Here is an 18,440-nt window from a genome sequence, read left to right as displayed (position 1 = left end):
TTATGAAACTAATTACACCCGAGCAGTTCAGACAAGAGAAAAATAATGATACGTATTCACAAACAGATGAAAGTAACATTGATGAAACAGTCCTGGAAATTATTAAACTGGTTAAAAAAGATGGTGATGAAGCTTTATATCGGTTTACCGAGCAATTCGATGGTATAAAATTAGATCAAGTAGCCGTTTCAAAGGAAGAATTCATTGAAGCAAACAAAATGGTAAGTGACGAGTTTAAGTCGGCACTAGAAGAAGCAAAAGCTAACATCACAGCTTTTCATGAAGTACAGAAAGAATATTCCTGGTTTACTGATAATACGGAGGGAATCATGCTCGGCCAGAAAGTCACTCCATTAAAAAAAGTAGGTGTTTACGTCCCGGGAGGTAAGGCTTCCTATCCATCTACCGTTTTAATGAACGTTATTCCAGCTAAACTCGCCGGTGTAAAAAATATTATAATCACTACACCACCAGATCGAAACGGGAAAATTAGTCCAGAAGTGCTTGTAGCTGCAGAATTAGTCGGTGTTGATGAAGTTTATAAATTAGGCGGTGCACAGGCGATAGCAGCACTGGCATACGGGACTTCAAGTATCGGAAAAGTGGCAAAAATAGTCGGCCCAGGTAATGCTTTTGTGGCACGTGCGAAGAAATGGGTATATGGTGATGTCGCTATCGACATGATAGCCGGACCAAGTGAAATATGTATTGTTGCTGACGAATCAGCACCAGCTGATTATGTTGCAGCAGATTTGCTGTCACAAGCTGAGCATGACGAACAATCCAGTTCAATCTGCATTACAACAAGTAAACCATTAGCCACAGAAATCCAGCTAGCAATTGACCAACAAACAGCTGCACTTGATCGGAAAGATATTATTGAAAAAGCACTCACACAAAATGGCAGAATCATAGTCGTTGAAAATTTGCAGGATGCTTTCAATCTAGTTAATGAGATTGCCCCTGAGCATTTACAGCTTATGATAGAAAACGCGGCCGAAAAAGTAGCATATGTCCAAAACGCAGGAGCGATTTTTCTAGGAAGCTTTTCCCCTGAACCATTAGGTGATTATTTTGCCGGACCAAATCACACCCTGCCAACAAGTGGTACAGCCGCTTTTTCTTCTCCGCTTGGTGTGTACGATTTCATGAAGAAATCTAGTATAATCAATTACTCAAAAAAATCGTTGCTCGATGCTTCTGAAAATATAATAACCCTGGCAAAAGCTGAAGGATTATCAGCACATGCTAACTCAATTCAAATCAGAAAGGACAATTATAATGCGTAGACATTCTATAAAACGAGCGACTTCAGAAACCTCGATTGCACTGGACTTTGCAATAGATGGCACTGGTAAGTCCTCAATCGATTCTGGGGTTGGATTTCTAGACCACATGTTAGTGCTTATGACAAAGCATGGATTATTTGATCTTGAATTATCCTGTGAAGGTGATTTACATGTTGATCAGCATCACACTATAGAAGATATTGGAATTGCTCTGGGGCAAGCGTTTAACGAAGCACTTGGCAATAAAGAAGGAATAACTCGTTATGCTACGAAGACAATTCCGATGGATGAAGCTCTCTCAACGATATCATTGGATATTAGCGGACGCCCCTATTTTGTCTATAATGTTGATGGTTTGAAGGATAAAGTTGGAAGCTTTGATACAGAACTTATCGAAGAGTTCTTCCAGGCGTTTGCAAGCAACGCCAAACTCACCCTTCATATTAATCTTGCTTACGGAACAAACACGCATCATATTATCGAATCTATTTTCAAAGGATTTGGACGTGCATTAGACCAAGCAAGCCAGGAGAACCCTCGCATAAAAGGGATTCCATCGACAAAAGGAACCCTATAAAGGAGATTTAATCTATGATCGCAATAATCGACTACGGGGCTGGAAATATTAAAAGCCTGCAGTTCGCCCTAACAAAATTAAACATGGAATCCTGTTTAACGACTGATAAACAAACAATTAAAAATGCCTCGGCAATTATACTTCCGGGTGTTGGCGCATTTAAAGATGCAATTGAAGCACTTGGTAAATTTGATTTAATTCGTACTATTCAACAAGAAGCATCCTCTGGCAAGCCATTACTTGGAATCTGTTTGGGTATGCAACTTTTCTATGATAGAAGCTATGAAGATGGAGATTGGCAAGGACTCGGACTCTTGCACGGTGATGTGATACGAATTGCTGATTCAGTGAAAGTTCCACACATGGGCTGGAATACCTTATCACACCACCAAAACACCCCATTACTAAACAGCATTAAGGAAGATGCCTATGTTTATTTTGTCCACTCCTATGCAGTTAGTTCTTATCAGCAGGAAGACCTTGTAAGCAGTGCTGATTATGGAGGCTTGGTTCCTGCAGTGGTACAAAAAGGCAATATTACCGGCATGCAATTTCACCCTGAAAAGAGTGGTGAAGTTGGGCTACAGCTACTACAAAACTTCGGGGAGATGATTTCATGATACTATTTCCGGCAATTGATATTAGAAATGGCAAATGTGTCCGATTGATTCAGGGTGACTATAACCAAGAAAAAATTTATCATGATTCTCCAGTGGAGGTAGCTAAGCAATGGCAGGACAAACAAGCCAATTACCTTCATATTGTGGACCTCGATGGGGCTAAAACCGGGGAGTCGCGCAATATAGACGCCATCAAAGCCATTGCCCAACAAACAACAATTCCTATCCAGCTTGGGGGTGGAATTCGTTCATTACAAATAATTAAAGACTATTTGGATGCAGGAGTTGATCGAGTAATTGTTGGTACAGCAGCAATTAATCATAAAGAGTTCCTGCAGCGGTCCATTCGCGAATATGGGGAGAAAATTGCCGTATCGATCGATGCAAGAAATGGATACGTAGCCACTGATGGCTGGACGGAAACAAGCAGTGTAAAGGCAACTGATCTTATTAAAGAGTTAGAGCAATTAGGTGTAAACACAATTATATATACTGATATTTTAAAGGATGGCATGCTAAAAGGACCAAACTTTGATGAACTGCAGCAATTAAAAGATACTACTTCGATTAACCTGATTGCTTCCGGTGGTGTTTCCACAAAACAGGACGTTGATCGGCTAAGATCGATGAACCTCTATGGCGCTATTATTGGAAAAGCATTATATGACGGAACGGTAACCTTTGAATCACTATTGGATGGTGAAAATAATGCTGGCTAAACGAATTGTTCCTTGCCTGGATGTTGATAAAGGACGTGTTGTTAAAGGACGTAAATTTCAAAATATCCAGGATGTTGATGACCCGGTAGACTTAGCTAAAAAGTATAACCAAGCTGGTGCTGATGAACTTGTCTTTTACGATATAACAGCGTCCAATGAAAACCGCAACATCTTCCTGGATGTAGTTGAAAATGTTGCAGCAGAAATAGCAATACCTTTTTCCGTTGGCGGAGGTATCCGGACTATATCTGATATTCATCAAACACTAAGGGCCGGAGCTGATAAAGTATCGATAAACAGTGCAGCTATCAAAAACCCTCAGTTAATAAAAGACGCCGCTTTAAAATTTGGCAGTCAATGTGTCGTACTTTCCATTGACGCTAAAGCGGTAAGCGAAAACACCTGGCAGGTATATATCAACGGCGGACGAACAAATACCGAGATGGACGCAATCGAATGGGCAATTAAAGGCGAACAACTTGGAGCCGGAGAGATTGTTATCAACGCAATTGATGTTGATGGGGAAAAAAACGGATATAACCTGGAGTTAACCAGAGCAATCGCAGACAGAGTAAATGTCCCGATTATTGCAAGCGGTGGCGCAGGAACTAAAGAGCATTTTGCTAATGTACTTCAAAAAGGTGGTGCAGACGCTGCTCTAGCAGCATCGGTGTTCCATTATGGTGAAATAGAAATAGCTGATTTAAAAGAATATCTTGCAGCAGACAATATCATTGTAAGGAGGGAAATCTAATGGAAACGAATATAAACCAGCTTTCTTTTGACGAAAATGGTCTTATCCCAGCAATTATACAAAACTTTAAAACAGGTGAAGTACTGACTCTTGCGTATATGAATGAAACCTCACTTAATAAAACACTGCAGACCGGTGAAACATGGTTCTTCAGCCGCAAACGGCAGCAGCTATGGAATAAGGGAGAAACATCTGGAAATAAACAATTCGTCAAAAATATCAGCTATGATTGTGATGCAGACAGCCTGTTAGTTCAAGTTAATCCTATGGGACCGGCTTGTCATACAGGTAATGATACTTGCTTTTTCCAAACTCTCTTTTCTAATGAAGTACAGACCCGAAACGTAATACACCAGTTAACAGAAAAGGTAAATGAAAGAAAACAGCATCCGGTAGATGGTTCCTATACAACTTACCTATTCACAGAAGGGATAGATAAAGTTCTCAAAAAGGTAGGTGAAGAAGCAAGTGAAGTAATAATTGGCGCGAAGAATCATGATAAGCAGGAAGTAACATGGGAAATTGCTGATTTAACCTATCATACACTCGTTTTAATGGAACTGTTAGATGTAACAGTCGAGGATATAAAATACGAACTGTATGGACGCCACATTGCAAAAGAAGGTATTAAAAATGAGTAAATTCTGGAGTGAAGCAGTTAAACGCACAGAACCATATGTACCCGGTGAGCAGCTTGATATACCCAATTTGTTGAAGTTAAATACAAATGAAAATCCTTATCCCCCATCACCAAACGTAGTGGATGCCATTAAAACAGAATTAGAACGTAAATTACACTTATACCCATCACCGGGTGCAGATCAACTGCGTGAGGCAATCGGTGCATATTATAATCTTGATACAAGCAATGTTTTCATTGGAAACGGATCAGATGAAGTATTAGCTTTTTCATTTATGGCTTTTTTCGAAAGTGATCAAAAAATCCGTTTTCCAGCTATAACATACAGCTTTTACCCCGTGTATGCTAAGCTTTTTAACGTTCCATATGAAGAAATACAGCTTAATCGTGATTTTAGTATTCCATCCGAGGCATTTTTCCAATCAGAAGGCGGGGTTATTTTTCCGAACCCAAATGCACCAACAAGTTTATACATGGAATTGGATATGATAAAAGATATTCTGGATAATAATCCAGACCAGGTTGTCATTATTGATGAAGCATATGCAGACTTTGCACCAGGTTCTGCTGTTTCTTTAATCAACTCATACGATAACTTGCTGATAGTTCAAACGATGTCTAAATCACGGTCACTTGCTGGCCTGCGAGTTGGATTTGCATTAGGGAATCCACAGCTAATCCAAGCGTTAACACGTATCAAAGACTCCTTTAATTCATATACAATAGATCGTCTTGCTATCGCAGGAGCAGTATCTGCTATTAAGGATAATGAATACTTTAAAGATACAACCGATAAAATTATCAAAACAAGAGAATGGGTTACTGCAGAGTTGAAGAAGCGTGGGTTCCATGTCCTTCCTTCAAGTACAAACTTTCTTTTTGTCAGTCATTATAATTACGACGCAGAAACATTGTATGCAAAACTTAAAAGCCAATCTATTCTGGTAAGGCATTTTAACAAAGAAGCAATTAAAAACTACTTGCGAATAACAATTGGTACAGATGAGAATATGCAGGCATTGTTACAAACTCTGGACTTGATAATGGCCAAAGAAAAGTAAAGAAGCTGGGACAGGGCGAATAATAACAGGCTATGATGTTTAGAACGTTCATTTTCAATGTTTGGAACTGTTACGTAGTTGATATAAAATGCGACGTACTGTAGAAAGGATTAAATGCTATGACACCGCTCCGGAAATACACTTCGCGCACCAAGGGCGGCTGATGAGCCTCCTTGCTCCTACGTCGCTGCGTAGTCTCATCTAGGCCTCAGCTCCCACAGGAGTCTACGTGTATTTCCTCCGCTGTTGACTGGAGTAGGAATCGCTATAGAATAAATGTGTGACAGCACTACACTAGTCCGGGTGAGCGGAGGGCGGTGACTCCTGCGGGAACAGCACGTTCCGAAGACCCCGCAGAGTGGTCTTCTCGAGGAGGCTGAGGTCGTGCCCTAAGGTGCGCATCCGCCCGTAGCGACCCCGGACAGCGGGACGGAAGTTTATAGAAATTATTCCACAGAAGTTAATTCGCAATTTTCATCTAATAAGCAACAAAAATAAATCCGAACTACTTCGAATTCTTTCTCAAGAATTTCGAATCATAGTTCGGATTTTTCTTTGACTAAAACACTTTTGTCCCAGCCACTTTTTCTTTTTAAATCATATGCTTGATTTCTGCTTGTTTTTGTAGCTCTTGTACCTTAGCTTGAAGCTTTTGCTGTTCTTTTTGCCGTTTCAATTGTTGTTTAATTTGTTTTTCTAAGTCTTTCAACTTAGGCAATTTTTGTTGTTGTTCCTTAGAAGCATTCTTTTGCTGCTCTTTTAATTTATCGTAGTAATCTTGTACTTCTTTATCAGTAACTTTTGTATCTTTAAGCTCTTGTTCCTTATATTTCTGTACAGTAAGTTCAAAGTCAAGTTGTTCTTTATACGTTTCTTCTGTTAAATGATACTTTTTTAATACTGACTCAAATTGTTTCTTATTATTTGATTTGGCCTTTTCGAATTGAGACTGTACTTCTTTGTCTGATACTTCAATACCATTCTTTTCTGCGTCCTGTTTCAATAACTCCTGCTGAACAATTGCGTTTAACGTCTGTTCTTTTAATTTTTTCTTATCACTAACATCTTGTCCATATTGCTGCATCATTACTTTGGTTTGAGCGTAAGTAGCATTGTAAGTTTTACCAGTAATTTCTTCGCCATTTATTTTTGTGACAACTTTATCCTTTTTAACTTTTTCTTCCTCGGTAATTTCAACTGGCTTGCTTGATGCTTGTCCAGCTTGTTCTTCTGTTTGTTTTTTGTTTCCTTCTTTATCTTTGTTGTCTTTACTATCTGCGGAGTCATCACCGCCACATGCTGCTAAAATAGTGGCCAAACTCAATGCCATTAAAATCATTATAAATTTTTTCATTGATTGTTTCCCTCATTTCATTTCATTGTCCTTACATTCAAACATATAAGGAAGGGTAAAAGCAAATACCTAAAAATATGATTAAATATCCTTCATGCCTGTCCCATAAGCCTTTATACCCTTGATTAACATTTCAGTTACGTTAATGTATATTTTTTACATAATTCTGCCGTAATTAATTTTAGAAAAACTTGAAAGCTGAATTCAGTATTCCTTAGTCTTCATCCTCTACTTCACAACCTTCGTCTGTACAGTAGGTAGTCTTTGATTTCTTAGGATTTAATGTTTGTAACACTGGTTTTTCGTTTTCTTCCTCCCAGATTTTTTCGAGGACTTCTGTGAATACTTCTGATGGCTGTGCACCAGACACAGAATACTTTTCGTTAAATACAAAAAACGGAACACCTTGAACGCCTATCTGTCTTGCCTGCTCTTCGTCTGCACGAACATGAATTGCATAGTCATCAACTTTTAACAGCTTTGTAACTTCATCCGTATCTAATCCTACCTCACCAGCAAGTTCAATTAATGTAGCATGATTACTAATAAGTTCAGATTCAGTAAAATATGCTTTTAACAGTCGTTCCGTCATTTCTTTTCCTATACCATTCTCCTCAGCATACTTCGTAACACGGTGCGCATCAAATGTGTTTGTATGCTGCATCGTATCAAAATTATAGGTTAATCCTATTTCAGCTGCTTGTTTACCTAGCTCTTCATTTGAGTTTTTAGCTTTCTCTACACTCATTCCATACTTGCTGGCTAATAATTCATGAATATTCTTTTCGGGGTTCTTCTGTGCATTAGGATCCAATTCATAGCTTTTATATTCTAAGGTCACCTTATCATTATGTGAAAACTTCTCCAATGCCATTTCCAGCCTACGTTTACCAATATAGCAAAATGGGCATACAAAATCTGACCATACTTCTATCTTCATGGAAAACACCTCATTTCTGTAATTATTGTAGCATAGCTCATTCCTTTACAGTAAATGTTGTGCTTATTTGTATGTGTCAAAAAGTCTGGTGAAAATGACACATCGAATTTCGTCCTCTTTTTGAACACGTATTTATATAGATTTAATGCTTTTTATCGTCATCCACAAACCGTCCATAATCCGGTACTGCTGATTGATCAAACGTTTGAACAAGTTTTTTTAATCCTTGCTTCAGCTCCTCACCTTTCATAACTGATCCATGTCCAGGCACTACGATTTCAGGCTGTAATGCCTCAAGTTTTTCTACCGATTCTTTTGCCGCCTGCCAGTCTGTTGTTAGATATCTAGGCGGGCCATTCACTTCTACAGTTTGCATCAGAACATTATAAAATGAATCCTGACGAACGGTTATAAAAGCATCACCGGATAAAAGTAATGAATCGCTTTCCCGATAAAATGACACATGTCCTGGTGTGTGACCTGGCGTATGAATCCATTTCCAGCCATCAAGTCCCGGTACACTATTATCTTGGGGCAATGCCTGAACTGCATTTCCTATATTAATGGGCTCATTGGGATACATCCCGGAAATTTTAGCTAGAAAACCTCCTTCAACTGTTGAATCAGGCTTTGGATAGCTTTTTTCTCCTGTTAAATAAGGAAGTTCAAGATCATGTGCATAAACAGGAACATCCCATTCTTCAACCAATTCAAGTAATCCGCCTACATGATCAAAGTGTCCATGAGTTAAAATGACTGCAGAAGGTTGACTATCTCTTCCAAAACGATCCACTACAACGGAGCGTATCTCTGCCGCCGCTTTTGGCAGTCCCGCGTCAACTAGTACCCAATCCCCTTTGTTTGGAAAACCTATAAAACTTATGTTCACAATTTGATCTGTATAATAATATAGATCATTTAAAACTTCTTGCCCCGACCCACTTGTAATAGAAGTCATTGGTATTGTCTTATTATCTTTACTATCGTGAAGTTCTTCATCCATTTGAAACGCCCTCCTTTTCCTTAGTATTTGGATATAATTATTTTTTTATTAGAAAACTTGGCTTATCGCCAAGCCTTAGTTGCACTTATGCAGTAAGAAAGGATTTATACTTTTGTATGAAAATAACTCTCTAACTTGATTTTAGCGGACACAGAAGACGCTATTTCTATATAAAAGTAATCTTTTCGATATTATCCGGACACAGAAGCCCTTATTTTAAATATATCATGGTTATTTAACTGTATTTGTGTGAAATAAGGTCCCTGATGTCCGCAAACACCACCATTTTCGTGAATTTCTGCCAAATAAGGTCTCTGGTGTCCGCGAAACCTCAAATTTGCTATATGAAAAATATTTTTTCATGATAGATGGTGGTTGCCCATTCGGCAGCCATGGTGGTTTCTTAACTGCCAATAAAAAACTGCCCACACCATGTGAGCAGTTGTCGGTATTCTAATAGGACTGTTGCTCCTGAAGAGAACCATCCTGTTTGTATATCTTTAAAGATGTTCCTTTGTTCTTGGCAATTTCACGAGCCCTTTCGACAGCATCATCCTTTTTATCAAAGACTTCGCTTGCACGTTCGGCATTACTTGATTTTACAGCCCAGCCATCATCATGTGGTTCAACATGCTCCGCTTCTTCCAACCGTTCGGGATTGCTTTCATACTTTTTGCCTTCTTCCGAGCGTTCTATTGTTTTACCATTATTCTCATATGAATCAATCTCGTCATCGTCTGCATTTTGCCGCCATTCTTTTGCTTGTTCCATTGCGATTGGAATTGCCTGTCCCTCTTCATAACCTTCATCAACCATTGAATTAGCAATATCTATCGCCTTCTTTTTTGTTACATGATTTAAATTCTTCATCGACGACGGATAATCGTTTAATGTCCAAGGCATAACAATCCTCCTCATTTTTTAAAATAGTGTACCCTTTGCGAGGTGACTTAAACATTAGAAAAGCTGTTTACCACTATGGCAAACAGCTTTTTTTTAGTCCTCGAGCAACGATTGTCCCATAATCGTGACTCGTTTCGTATTTTTTAAGTTGGTAATCGTCTTTGCCCCAACACCGAGCATCGTCATTTTTAGTTCAAGCTCAATCTGTTCCATCGTCTGAATAACGGCTTCGTTTGACTCGGTTGCAGCCTGCAGTAACTTACGGGCAAACCCTACTACATCCGCTCCAATTGTTAGTGCTTTGGCTGCATCCACACCAGTCTTCATACCACCACTCGATACAATTGGGACATCAGGTAAAGTATCTCTAACTGAAACAATACAATCCTTTGTTGGAATCCCCCAATTATTAAATGCTTCAGCTGCCGCTTTTTTCAACGGATCCTTCGAACGAAGTTTTTCAACCTGACTCCATGAGGTACCACCCGCACCAGCTACATCAATGTATGCAATTCCTGCCTCGTACAACTTTTTCGCTATTGTACCATCGATGCCAAAGCCAACTTCTTTCACACCAACAGGAACATCCAAGGCTGTACATACTTTCTCTATTTTTGACAATAAGTTTTCAAAATTCAAATCGCCCTCATCCTGAACTGCTTCCTGCAGCGGATTAAGGTGTAAATAAATTGAATCTGCACCAGTCAGATCAACAATTCGCTGACATTCTTCTGCACCATATCCATAATTCAGCTGTACTGCACCAATATTGGCTATTAACGGTACGGTAGGTGCTTGCTTACGAATCAAAAATGAATCCTTGTGTGCATCACTTTCCAATAAGGCACGGGTTGAGCCGAGTCCAACCGCCCAGCCTTTTTCTTCTGCAGCTATAGCTAAATTTTGATTAATTTTAGTTGCAAGTTCGGACCCGCCAGTCATTGAACTAACAAGAAAAGGCGCCTTTAATTGTTTTCCCAGGAAGCTTGCAGCCAAGTTTATATCATCAAAGTTTATCTCTGGCAACGCATTATGTATAAACGATATCCCTTCCAATCCAGTTGATTTATTCACTCCTTCCACATTACCTGTTAAGCAATGGCGAATATGCTCTGTCTTACGCTTATTAATTCCTTCCTCCATCTTTACACACCCTAACTCTAAATATTTACTGATTTATCTTCAAAACGAGCCATTTTTTGGCGTACACGTTTATTCTTCAAATATTGATGAAATGTCACAAAATAAACACCCGTTATTACCATTATCATACCAGCTATTTGCGACCATGTAATCGGAGAAGCATATAGCCATACTGCAAGCAACGCAGTATTAATTGGTACTAAATTCATATATATACTCGCTTTGCTTGCTCCAATTTGTTTAATTCCGTAATTCCATAATAAGAAACCTGCGACAGAAGAGCAAATAATCATAAATGACATTTCCCCCCAGGCTTGAGTAGACATGGTAAAGATATCGTCCCAACCCTGTTCCGGGATAGAAAAAACGACAAGGAATATGGAACCTGTCAATGTTGTTAAAGTTGTCGCTACAACAGGAGAAACATCACGCATAGCAATTTTACCTAATAACCCGTGACTAACCCAGCAAATTAACCCACCAATAAATAAAAGATCACCTAGATTAAACTCAAGATTCAACAACGTTGCTATTGATCCTTTCGAGATCACAACAACAACTCCCATTAGTGACAATATAAGACCAAATCCAAGTTGTTTATTCCAAGGTTCACCTAAAAACAGCACAGCACCAAATGTCAGAAGAACAGGTGTTGTCGCAACAATGAGCGATCCGTTGATAGCAGAGGTAATATCCAATGCTGTAAAAAAGAAAAAGTTGTAACCAAAGATACCGGTTATCGCCATTAACAAAATGGAGAGCCATTGCTTTTTAATAGCTGCAATATCCAGCTTTTTTCGTACTAATACGAATACTAGCAACAAAATACCAGCTGACCCAAACCGAAAGGCAGCAGCTGTAACAGGAGGTATCTCTGTGATAATATGCTCAGCCGCTACAAAAGCCCCTCCCCAAAACAAAGGTACGAGCAGCAGTAAGAAATATATGGCGATTGATTGCTCACTTTTCATCTTTATCCTTCTTTCTGAATTAACTCTATTGAAAAAGTAAATCTTATTACGTGTCTAAGAAGTCATTTTCATTAAGTATACTTGCTTGGTTACTAGATTGGAAGAAGCTTGTTATAGAACTGGATAAAAATTCTAACCAAAGCATAGCAATATTACTAATTTAATAGTACAGTTATATAATAATAGCAAAATGAGAAGGAGGAAAACACTTGATACAACGGGCAAAGGCCTTTGCTGAAAAAGCACATGAGGGACAGAAACGAAAAAGTTCAGATGCAAAGTATATTACACATCCAATTCGTGTCGCAGAGAGATTAGAAAAATCCGGTTTTAGTGAAGAAGTAATTTGTGCCGGCTATTTGCATGATGTCGTCGAAGATACTTCATATGAAATTGGTGATATTGAATCAGTCTTTGGCCCAAGAATTGCACATCTCGTAGCTGCCCACACAGAGGATAAGTCGAAATCATGGCGGGAGCGCAAACTACACACAATTGATACTGTTAAAAACGCCGAAAAAGAAGTGAAGTACCTCATTGTTGCTGACAAATTAGATAACCTGCTTTCTATGGAAGAAGAGTATGCACGTCAAGGTGATAAGCTGTGGGAGAGTTTTAATGCTGGTTACAATCAGCAGAAATGGTATAACGAATCAATTGCTGAAAATATGACTGTTGGATTATCAGATGATGAAGTACCCACTTACTTTGCGGAATTCGAGAACACGGTTAGGCGGATGTTTGGTTAAGTTTCTCTTATCTCGTTGAAGTTTATCGGATCTGGTTGAATTCCCTATCTGGTTGAAGTTTCTCAACTACATTATTCAGTAAACCTAAAAAAGAGCGTCTCCCCTGTTAAACTAAGGAAGGACGCTCTACTTTTATCGCATTTTGCGGAAATTATAATTATCGCGTTGCTGTTTCGATACTTTTTTCCATTTGCTTTTCTCTTCCAGCATCGCTTTTTGATCCTGCTTTCTTTTTTCATATGCGAGTTCACGTTGAAGTTTGAGATAGCTTTGGTAGCGATCCTCATCCAACTCACCATTTTTCAATGCTTCCTGAATGCGACACCCTGGTTCTGTATCGTGCTGGCAATCATTGAATTTGCATTCTTTTTCAAATGCTTCAACATCCTGAAACGTAGCTTCAATCGCTGAATCGCCTTCCCATAGCTGCAGCTCACGCATTCCCGGTGTATCAATTAACTGAGCATCATTCGGCAGCCTGAACATCTCCCGGTGAGTAGTGGTATGACGGCCTTTGCTGTCGGCTTCACGGACACCTTTTGTATCCTGTATATCCTGTTCCAACAACGTATTCACCAATGTAGACTTACCGACACCTGATGATCCTAGCAGTGCAGCAGTTTGTTGTGGTGCTAAATGCTCCATCAACTCATCAATACCTTCTCGTGTCACGTTACTAATAGCTACAATTGGCACGCCAATCGCAACTTCTTCCACTTGAACCGTAACATCCTGAACTTCATCTGGAGTGCATTCATCCTTTTTTGTTAATACAACTACAGGTGATGCACCACTTTCATACGTTGATAATATATAACGTTCAATACGACGCAGATTCAAATCATGATTTAGTGAATTAACGATAAATACAGTATCCATATTGGCTGCGACAATTTGTGCCTCGGTCTTCGTACCAGCAGCCTGTCTGATAAACTGACTTTTTCGTGTCAGAACCTGGTTGATTACTGCCTTACGTTCATCAGATAACTTTTGCACATCGACCCAATCACCAACTGCGGGAAGATCAAGTGGTGAAGATGCCTGATTTAAAAATTTACCACTTAAATGTGCGAAGTAATCCATGTCACCATCAGTAACCCGGTAACTATTTTTCTGTACCGTAATAACACGGGCAAGATTTTCTTTTTTAATATCCTGAATGGTATCGTCCCATCCGATTTGTTTTAATTTTTCCAACTAAAAATTTCCTCCTTATATTTGGAGGAAAAGTCGTACATTACACGAACTGTCCCTCCACTTTGCTACGTGTGAGCTGGTTTACTGAAATTTGATTTACAATTGCCATAAAACACCACTCCTTTCAAAATGGATGAACAAAATTCTATAATTTAATAATTATACTTTATTTGAAAAAAGTCAAGTTAAAAAGCAGATGTCGATTATAAAAGACATCTGCTTTCCTTCTAGCTAAGATACTTAGGAAGTTTCCCGGCTAGTCGCTATTTTAAGCTAGTTCATAGCTGGTATTCCACTATCCCTTACAGCTATATACTCCGGACGTTTCTGATTGCCTGAGAACGGCTCAACTAAACGATTCTCCACACTGTTGTACACCATGAACAAATTGTTGCGCGGGTATGGAGTAATATTACTTGTTGAACCATGCATCGTATTACTCTCAAACAGCGTGATCGAGCCTGCTTTTCCTGTTGGCACGGATATGCCTCCGCCTTTTTCAGCTAGCCAGCGCAGACTATCCTCATCAGGCACACCGACTTTTTGTTTCTTGAGTGATTCTTTATAGTTATTGTCAGGCGTTTCCCCTACACAGCTAACATAGTAGTTTTGGGACCCTGGTATAAGCATCAAAGGCCCGTTAAACGTATAATTATCAGATAATGCAATCGATAAGCTAACAGCCCTCATCCGTGGCATACCATCTTCTGCGTGCCATGTTTCAAAGTCAGAATGCCAGTCAAATTCTTTCCCCTTAAATCCTGGCTTGTAATTAATACGGGATTGATGAATATAGACATCACTCCCCAACAGATGGTTGACGATATCAAGTATTCGCCGATCATTTGCGACATCTTTAAAGTAATTATCATCTTTATGAACGTGAAAAATGGAACGAATATCGTCACTTTCCGGTTCACGGATTACTTTGTCGGAAGTAACATGCTTAGTTGAGTCCTGCAATTCAAAAATGGCTTTCTGCATATCTTTAACTTCTTCATCAGAAAAGAAGTTCTCAATTTGCAAAAACCCATTTTTTTCATAAGAATCAAGTTGTTGTTTGGAAATAGGAGCATGATGATCAAGGGATCGATCTGTGTGTATCACAGGGTCCTTCCGTTCCAAAATTTCCGGTTGGTCCTTTTTTCTTGAAGGATATAGATCTTTCATTCTAAACACTCCCTACTAAGTATTTTTCATAAAAGTTTTCTATATGGTTAAGTTCCCGACATCACCGGGAAACTTCCCTGCATTTATATAACGAATGTATATTGTTATTAATTAGGAGTTAAAATCCTAATATAAAAATGATTTGCAATTATTATATAATTACTAATCTATTAATGCAACTTACCCGCTATTTTTAGGTAATAAACTAAAAAACAGACGCAGATTCAAACCACGTCTGTTCCCTTCTTACCGCTTATTCATTTCACTTGGTTCAGGACCTTTTCGCTGATTACGATCCAGTTTAGCAATCTCACCCATATCATCTGCACTTAATTCAAAATCAAACACATTAAAGTTTTCTTCTATTCGTGATGGTGTAACTGATTTTGGAATTACGATTGAATCAGATTGAAGGTGCCAGCGGATAATTACCTGTGCTGAAGTTTTGCCATATTTACTTGCAATTTGTTTAACTGCATCGTTATTTAAAACTTCGCCGCCATTCATTAATGGGCTCCAAGCTTCTAAGTAAATATTATGCTTTTCACAGAAGTCTTTTAGCTCATTTTGCTGTAAATATGGGTGGCACTCCACTTGATTCACAGCTGGCACTACATCACATTCATCTAACAAACGCTGGAGATGTTCAATGTTAAAATTACAAACACCGATTGCTTTAACTCGCCCATCATTATAAAGCTTTTCCATCGCTTTATACGTCTCGACATAGTCATCAAATTCCGGTGTTGGCCAATGAATCAAGTATAAATCAACATAATCAAGTCCCAGTTTTTCCAGACTTTTATCAAATGCCTTTAGTGTATTGTCGTAACCCTGGTCGCTATTCCAAACCTTTGTTGTGATAAATAAATCTTCACGCGGCACAGAGCTGGCTGCTAGTGCCTTACCGACGCCACTTTCGTTTTCATATACCTTTGCCGTATCAATGGATCTGTATCCAACTTCAAGCGCCTTTGATACAGCTGGAGTCGCTTCCTCATCGGGTACCTGCCACACGCCAAACCCAAGCTGGGGCATGCGATTACCATTATTTAATGTAATATATTGCATTTATATACTCCCTTTCATGCTTTAGTGAAGTATAGTTTATCACATGAATTACACAGGAAAAAATGCTATGCTTGCTGCTTTGCCCTCGCAAAGGTATAATTTCCTTCATATTTTGTGAGTCTTTCTTCAGACAGCCAGTACGTTTTCGAAAAAATCTTATCAAGAAAATAACGATCATGGGAGACAGCGATTATGGTCCCATCAAATTGATCTAAAGCTTCCTCCAATACTTCCTTCGACTCGATATCCAAATGGTTCGTTGGTTCATCCAGAATTAGCAGGTTGTGGTTCTGGTGCACTAATTGTGCCAACCGAAGTCGCATCTTTTCACCGCCACTTAAACTTTTCACTTTTTGAAAGACCGTTTTCCCATAAAAAAGATATTTCGCCAATATTCCTCGCGCATCACCTTCTGTAACATGAACCTGATCACGGAATTCATCTACTATGGACCGTTCACCATCCATCTCAAACATATGCTGCGATAAGAACCCTACTGACAAATTACTGCCTAATTTCATCTCACCCTCATCCAGTCTTTCAGTACCTAAAATCATTTTCAGTATTGTTGACTTTCCACTGCCATTTTCACCAATAATGGCGACTCGTTCCTGAAATCGGACATGCATATTAATGTTTGAAAATAACTGCTTTTCACCGTAAGCTTTTCGAGCCCTTTCCACGAACACAACATCATTTCCACTTCGTTTATTTGATTGAAAATCCAGGTCAATCTTCTTATTATCCAAAATAGGCCTTTTCATCAGTTCAATTCGAGCTAATGCTTTTTCCATACTTTTTGCCCGGCGATGTAATCCGGCATTAGGCGGGTTAGCTTGATTAGCCCATTCTTTCAGTCTTTTAATTGTCTCTTTCATCTTTTTAACTCTTTTTTGCTGGTCTTCATATTGCTGAAATTCCTGAAGTAAACGCTCTTCCCGCTCTTTTACGTAATTTGAATAATTGGTATGATATTTAATCAGTTCACCTTGATCCATCTCCAAAATGGATGTTACCGTTTCATCCAAAAAGTAGCGATCATGTGAAACAATAATAATCGTCCCGTGGTAATTATTGATGAAATCAGTAAGCCACTCTATCGCCGAGAGATCAAGATGGTTAGTTGGCTCATCCAATAGCAACAGGTCAGGTGACTTTAATAGTAATTGTGCTAAACCAACTTTTGTCCGCTCACCGCCGCTAAGCTGCTGCCATTCTTTTTCAGCCAGGTCATCTATTTTAAGTCCACTCATAATTCTTCTTATTTGCGAATCAATTTCATAACCGCCATCCTGCTGGAATTTTTCCTGTAACGATCCATATTTCTCAATATGACGTGTTAGTTTATCTGGGTCCGTTTCCTCTGACATGGCATGTTCCAATTTTGACATTTGTCTTTTTAACTCTTCCATAGCTGCAAAAACATCATAGAGTATTGCTTTGACTTTTCTATCTTCAGCAATTTGCGGTGCTTGTTGCAATAGACCCACTGTCGAATCTTTTTTCCAGGTAATCGTGCCTTCAACAGGTTGCGTCTTTTTAGCTATTAAATCTAATAGAGTTGTCTTACCTTCTCCATTTCTTCCAATCAATCCAATTCGGTCAGCCTGCTTGATTTCACATGAAATTTCTTCAAAGACTGTGTTTGCACCAATTGTTTGTGTGACATTTTGTATACTGCATATTATCATTATTCTCTTCCTCCGTTTTGAAGAGACACTACTTTGAGAAATTTAGAAAACTTGGCTTATCGCCATCCCTAAATATAGATAAGCCTTAGTTCCGCTTATGCAGTAAGAAAGGATTTATACTTTCTTAACTGCAAAAAAAGACGCTAGAGAGTCATTCTCCACCGCCTTTTTGATAATAATTCCGTTTGTGGGTAGATGTCTCCTACTGGTATTCTTTCCGTTATGTTGTCTTAAAAAAGGACATACGTATCCCTTGTAAAGAAACATCGGAAAAAATCGCATAACGCATCCAAAGATATTCTTTGAATTTTGCTATGCCACTACCAGTAATATTCACCTAACCCACCTCCTTTTAAATTTAGTTTATTCGAAAAACTGTCTTTAGTCAATAAGAATAAAGAACAGCATCTTTCTCTAAGGATTTTCATAACTGTTTTATTAACGATAAATTTAAAAAATTGGTACAATAAATCCTAAAATATAAGATAATAAACCATTAAAAATGTTAATATGAACTTATAATAATTTAACCTTTCATTTGCAAGTACGTTGAATCAGAGAATTACATAAGAGTCTTTTAACAAAGGG

Annotated in this window: 19 protein-coding genes; 8 read left to right on the top strand and 11 right to left on the bottom strand. The window is 38.7% G+C overall.

Annotation, left to right across the window (positions count from 1 at the left end; translation table 11 throughout):
- The first annotated feature begins 2 nt into the window (after positions 1-2).
- From hisD to hisC, 7 genes are read left to right on the top strand one after another with little or no spacing between them, the layout of a single operon-like run.
- Positions 3-1,289 (top strand): histidinol dehydrogenase, encoded by a 1,287-nt coding sequence (hisD, locus tag ACE1TG_RS08660; protein ID WP_375051979.1) that lies wholly within the window; start codon positions 3-5, stop codon positions 1,287-1,289.
- A complete protein-coding gene (gene hisB, locus ACE1TG_RS08655; protein ID WP_375051978.1) occupies positions 1,282-1,866 on the top strand; it encodes an imidazoleglycerol-phosphate dehydratase HisB in 585 nt (194 codons plus the stop codon). Before hisD ends, hisB begins: the two co-directional genes overlap by 8 nt.
- A gap of 14 nt (positions 1,867-1,880) precedes the next feature.
- Positions 1,881-2,486: an imidazole glycerol phosphate synthase subunit HisH gene (gene hisH, locus ACE1TG_RS08650; protein ID WP_375051977.1), complete on the top strand. Its 606-nt coding sequence runs from the start codon at positions 1,881-1,883 to the stop codon at positions 2,484-2,486.
- Positions 2,483-3,205: a 1-(5-phosphoribosyl)-5-[(5-phosphoribosylamino)methylideneamino]imidazole-4-carboxamide isomerase gene (gene hisA / locus ACE1TG_RS08645; protein ID WP_375051976.1), complete on the top strand. Its 723-nt coding sequence runs from the start codon at positions 2,483-2,485 to the stop codon at positions 3,203-3,205. The genes hisH and hisA overlap by 4 nt, the downstream gene beginning before the upstream one ends.
- Complete coding sequence (hisF, locus tag ACE1TG_RS08640) at positions 3,195-3,959, top strand: imidazole glycerol phosphate synthase subunit HisF (RefSeq protein ID WP_375052073.1); 765 nt, start codon at positions 3,195-3,197, stop codon at positions 3,957-3,959. The genes hisA and hisF overlap by 11 nt, the downstream gene beginning before the upstream one ends.
- Positions 3,959-4,600 (top strand): bifunctional phosphoribosyl-AMP cyclohydrolase/phosphoribosyl-ATP diphosphatase HisIE, encoded by a 642-nt coding sequence (hisIE, locus tag ACE1TG_RS08635; RefSeq protein ID WP_375051975.1) that lies wholly within the window; start codon positions 3,959-3,961, stop codon positions 4,598-4,600. Before hisF ends, hisIE begins: the two co-directional genes overlap by 1 nt.
- The gene (hisC, locus tag ACE1TG_RS08630; RefSeq protein WP_375051974.1) at positions 4,593-5,660 is read left to right on the top strand and encodes a histidinol-phosphate transaminase; all 1,068 of its coding nucleotides are present in this window, start codon (positions 4,593-4,595) and stop codon (positions 5,658-5,660) included. Before hisIE ends, hisC begins: the two co-directional genes overlap by 8 nt.
- Before the next feature lie 592 nt (positions 5,661-6,252).
- On the opposite strand, the gene ACE1TG_RS08625 is transcribed toward hisC, so the two are convergent.
- From ACE1TG_RS08625 to ACE1TG_RS08600, 6 genes are all read right to left on the bottom strand, one after another.
- On the bottom strand, positions 6,253-7,014 hold the full coding sequence (locus tag ACE1TG_RS08625; RefSeq protein ID WP_375051973.1) for a SurA N-terminal domain-containing protein: 762 nt from the start codon (positions 7,012-7,014) through the stop codon (positions 6,253-6,255).
- A 214-nt stretch (positions 7,015-7,228) separates the two neighbouring features.
- Positions 7,229-7,954, bottom strand: a complete 726-nt coding sequence (locus ACE1TG_RS08620; RefSeq protein ID WP_375051972.1) for a DsbA family oxidoreductase — start codon at positions 7,952-7,954, stop codon at positions 7,229-7,231.
- A 142-nt stretch (positions 7,955-8,096) separates the two neighbouring features.
- A complete protein-coding gene (locus ACE1TG_RS08615) occupies positions 8,097-8,957 on the bottom strand; it encodes an MBL fold metallo-hydrolase (RefSeq protein ID WP_375051971.1) in 861 nt (286 codons plus the stop codon).
- Positions 8,958-9,410: 453 nt separating this feature from the next.
- Positions 9,411-9,860, bottom strand: coding sequence for a DUF2188 domain-containing protein (locus ACE1TG_RS08610; protein WP_375051970.1), 450 nt, complete (start codon positions 9,858-9,860; stop codon positions 9,411-9,413).
- 93 nt (positions 9,861-9,953) lie between these two features.
- On the bottom strand, positions 9,954-11,003 hold the full coding sequence (gene fni / locus ACE1TG_RS08605; RefSeq protein WP_375051969.1) for a type 2 isopentenyl-diphosphate Delta-isomerase: 1,050 nt from the start codon (positions 11,001-11,003) through the stop codon (positions 9,954-9,956).
- Positions 11,004-11,020: 17 nt separating this feature from the next.
- Entirely contained in the window at positions 11,021-11,974 is a 954-nt protein-coding gene (locus ACE1TG_RS08600) for a DMT family transporter (protein WP_375051968.1), read from the bottom strand.
- Between the two features lie 209 nt (positions 11,975-12,183).
- Between ACE1TG_RS08600 and ACE1TG_RS08595 the strand changes: the two genes are divergently transcribed.
- On the top strand, positions 12,184-12,723 hold the full coding sequence (locus ACE1TG_RS08595) for an HD domain-containing protein (RefSeq protein ID WP_375051967.1): 540 nt from the start codon (positions 12,184-12,186) through the stop codon (positions 12,721-12,723).
- Between the two features lie 132 nt (positions 12,724-12,855).
- Here the strand turns inward: ACE1TG_RS08595 and rsgA are convergent, their stop codons facing one another.
- From rsgA to ACE1TG_RS08570, 5 genes are all read right to left on the bottom strand, one after another.
- Positions 12,856-13,920, bottom strand: a complete 1,065-nt coding sequence (gene rsgA, locus ACE1TG_RS08590; protein WP_375051966.1) for a ribosome small subunit-dependent GTPase A — start codon at positions 13,918-13,920, stop codon at positions 12,856-12,858.
- 273 nt (positions 13,921-14,193) lie between these two features.
- Positions 14,194-15,090 carry an ectoine hydroxylase gene (thpD, locus tag ACE1TG_RS08585; protein WP_375051965.1) on the bottom strand — a complete coding sequence of 299 codons (897 nt, stop codon included), beginning with the start codon at positions 15,088-15,090 and terminating at the stop codon, positions 14,194-14,196.
- A gap of 246 nt (positions 15,091-15,336) precedes the next feature.
- Entirely contained in the window at positions 15,337-16,161 is an 825-nt protein-coding gene (locus ACE1TG_RS08580; protein ID WP_375051964.1) for an aldo/keto reductase, read from the bottom strand.
- Positions 16,162-16,226: 65 nt separating this feature from the next.
- Complete coding sequence (abc-f, locus tag ACE1TG_RS08575; RefSeq protein ID WP_375051963.1) at positions 16,227-17,852, bottom strand: ribosomal protection-like ABC-F family protein; 1,626 nt, start codon at positions 17,850-17,852, stop codon at positions 16,227-16,229.
- A gap of 220 nt (positions 17,853-18,072) precedes the next feature.
- Complete coding sequence (locus ACE1TG_RS08570) at positions 18,073-18,189, bottom strand: RAxF-45 family protein (RefSeq protein WP_342453607.1); 117 nt, start codon at positions 18,187-18,189, stop codon at positions 18,073-18,075.
- Positions 18,190-18,440: the final 251 nt, after the last annotated feature.

The organism is Virgibacillus sp. JSM 102003, from assembly GCF_041949995.1.
Lineage (GTDB): Bacteria > Bacillota > Bacilli > Bacillales > Amphibacillaceae > Lentibacillus.
The sequence above is the reverse complement of the archived record's forward strand: the minus strand, read 5'-3'. Positions and strand labels throughout refer to the sequence as shown.

Bases quoted from the DNA above. Each gene is read 5' to 3' on its own strand.
- hisD (WP_375051979.1), top strand. From the start codon at position 3: ATGAAACTAATTACACCCGAGCAGTTCAGACAAGAGAAAAATAATGAT.
- hisB (WP_375051978.1), top strand. From the start codon at position 1,282: ATGCGTAGACATTCTATAAAACGAGCGACTTCAGAAACCTCGATTGCA.
- hisH (WP_375051977.1), top strand. From the start codon at position 1,881: ATGATCGCAATAATCGACTACGGGGCTGGAAATATTAAAAGCCTGCAG.
- hisA (WP_375051976.1), top strand. From the start codon at position 2,483: ATGATACTATTTCCGGCAATTGATATTAGAAATGGCAAATGTGTCCGA.
- hisF (WP_375052073.1), top strand. From the start codon at position 3,195: ATGCTGGCTAAACGAATTGTTCCTTGCCTGGATGTTGATAAAGGACGT.
- hisIE (WP_375051975.1), top strand. From the start codon at position 3,959: ATGGAAACGAATATAAACCAGCTTTCTTTTGACGAAAATGGTCTTATC.
- hisC (WP_375051974.1), top strand. From the start codon at position 4,593: ATGAGTAAATTCTGGAGTGAAGCAGTTAAACGCACAGAACCATATGTA.
- ACE1TG_RS08625 (WP_375051973.1), bottom strand. From the start codon at position 7,014: ATGAAAAAATTTATAATGATTTTAATGGCATTGAGTTTGGCCACTATT.
- ACE1TG_RS08620 (WP_375051972.1), bottom strand. From the start codon at position 7,954: ATGAAGATAGAAGTATGGTCAGATTTTGTATGCCCATTTTGCTATATT.
- ACE1TG_RS08615 (WP_375051971.1), bottom strand. From the start codon at position 8,957: ATGGATGAAGAACTTCACGATAGTAAAGATAATAAGACAATACCAATG.
- ACE1TG_RS08610 (WP_375051970.1), bottom strand. From the start codon at position 9,860: ATGCCTTGGACATTAAACGATTATCCGTCGTCGATGAAGAATTTAAAT.
- fni (WP_375051969.1), bottom strand. From the start codon at position 11,003: ATGGAGGAAGGAATTAATAAGCGTAAGACAGAGCATATTCGCCATTGC.
- ACE1TG_RS08600 (WP_375051968.1), bottom strand. From the start codon at position 11,974: ATGAAAAGTGAGCAATCAATCGCCATATATTTCTTACTGCTGCTCGTA.
- thpD (WP_375051965.1), bottom strand. From the start codon at position 15,090: ATGAAAGATCTATATCCTTCAAGAAAAAAGGACCAACCGGAAATTTTG.
- ACE1TG_RS08580 (WP_375051964.1), bottom strand. From the start codon at position 16,161: ATGCAATATATTACATTAAATAATGGTAATCGCATGCCCCAGCTTGGG.
- abc-f (WP_375051963.1), bottom strand. From the start codon at position 17,852: ATGATAATATGCAGTATACAAAATGTCACACAAACAATTGGTGCAAAC.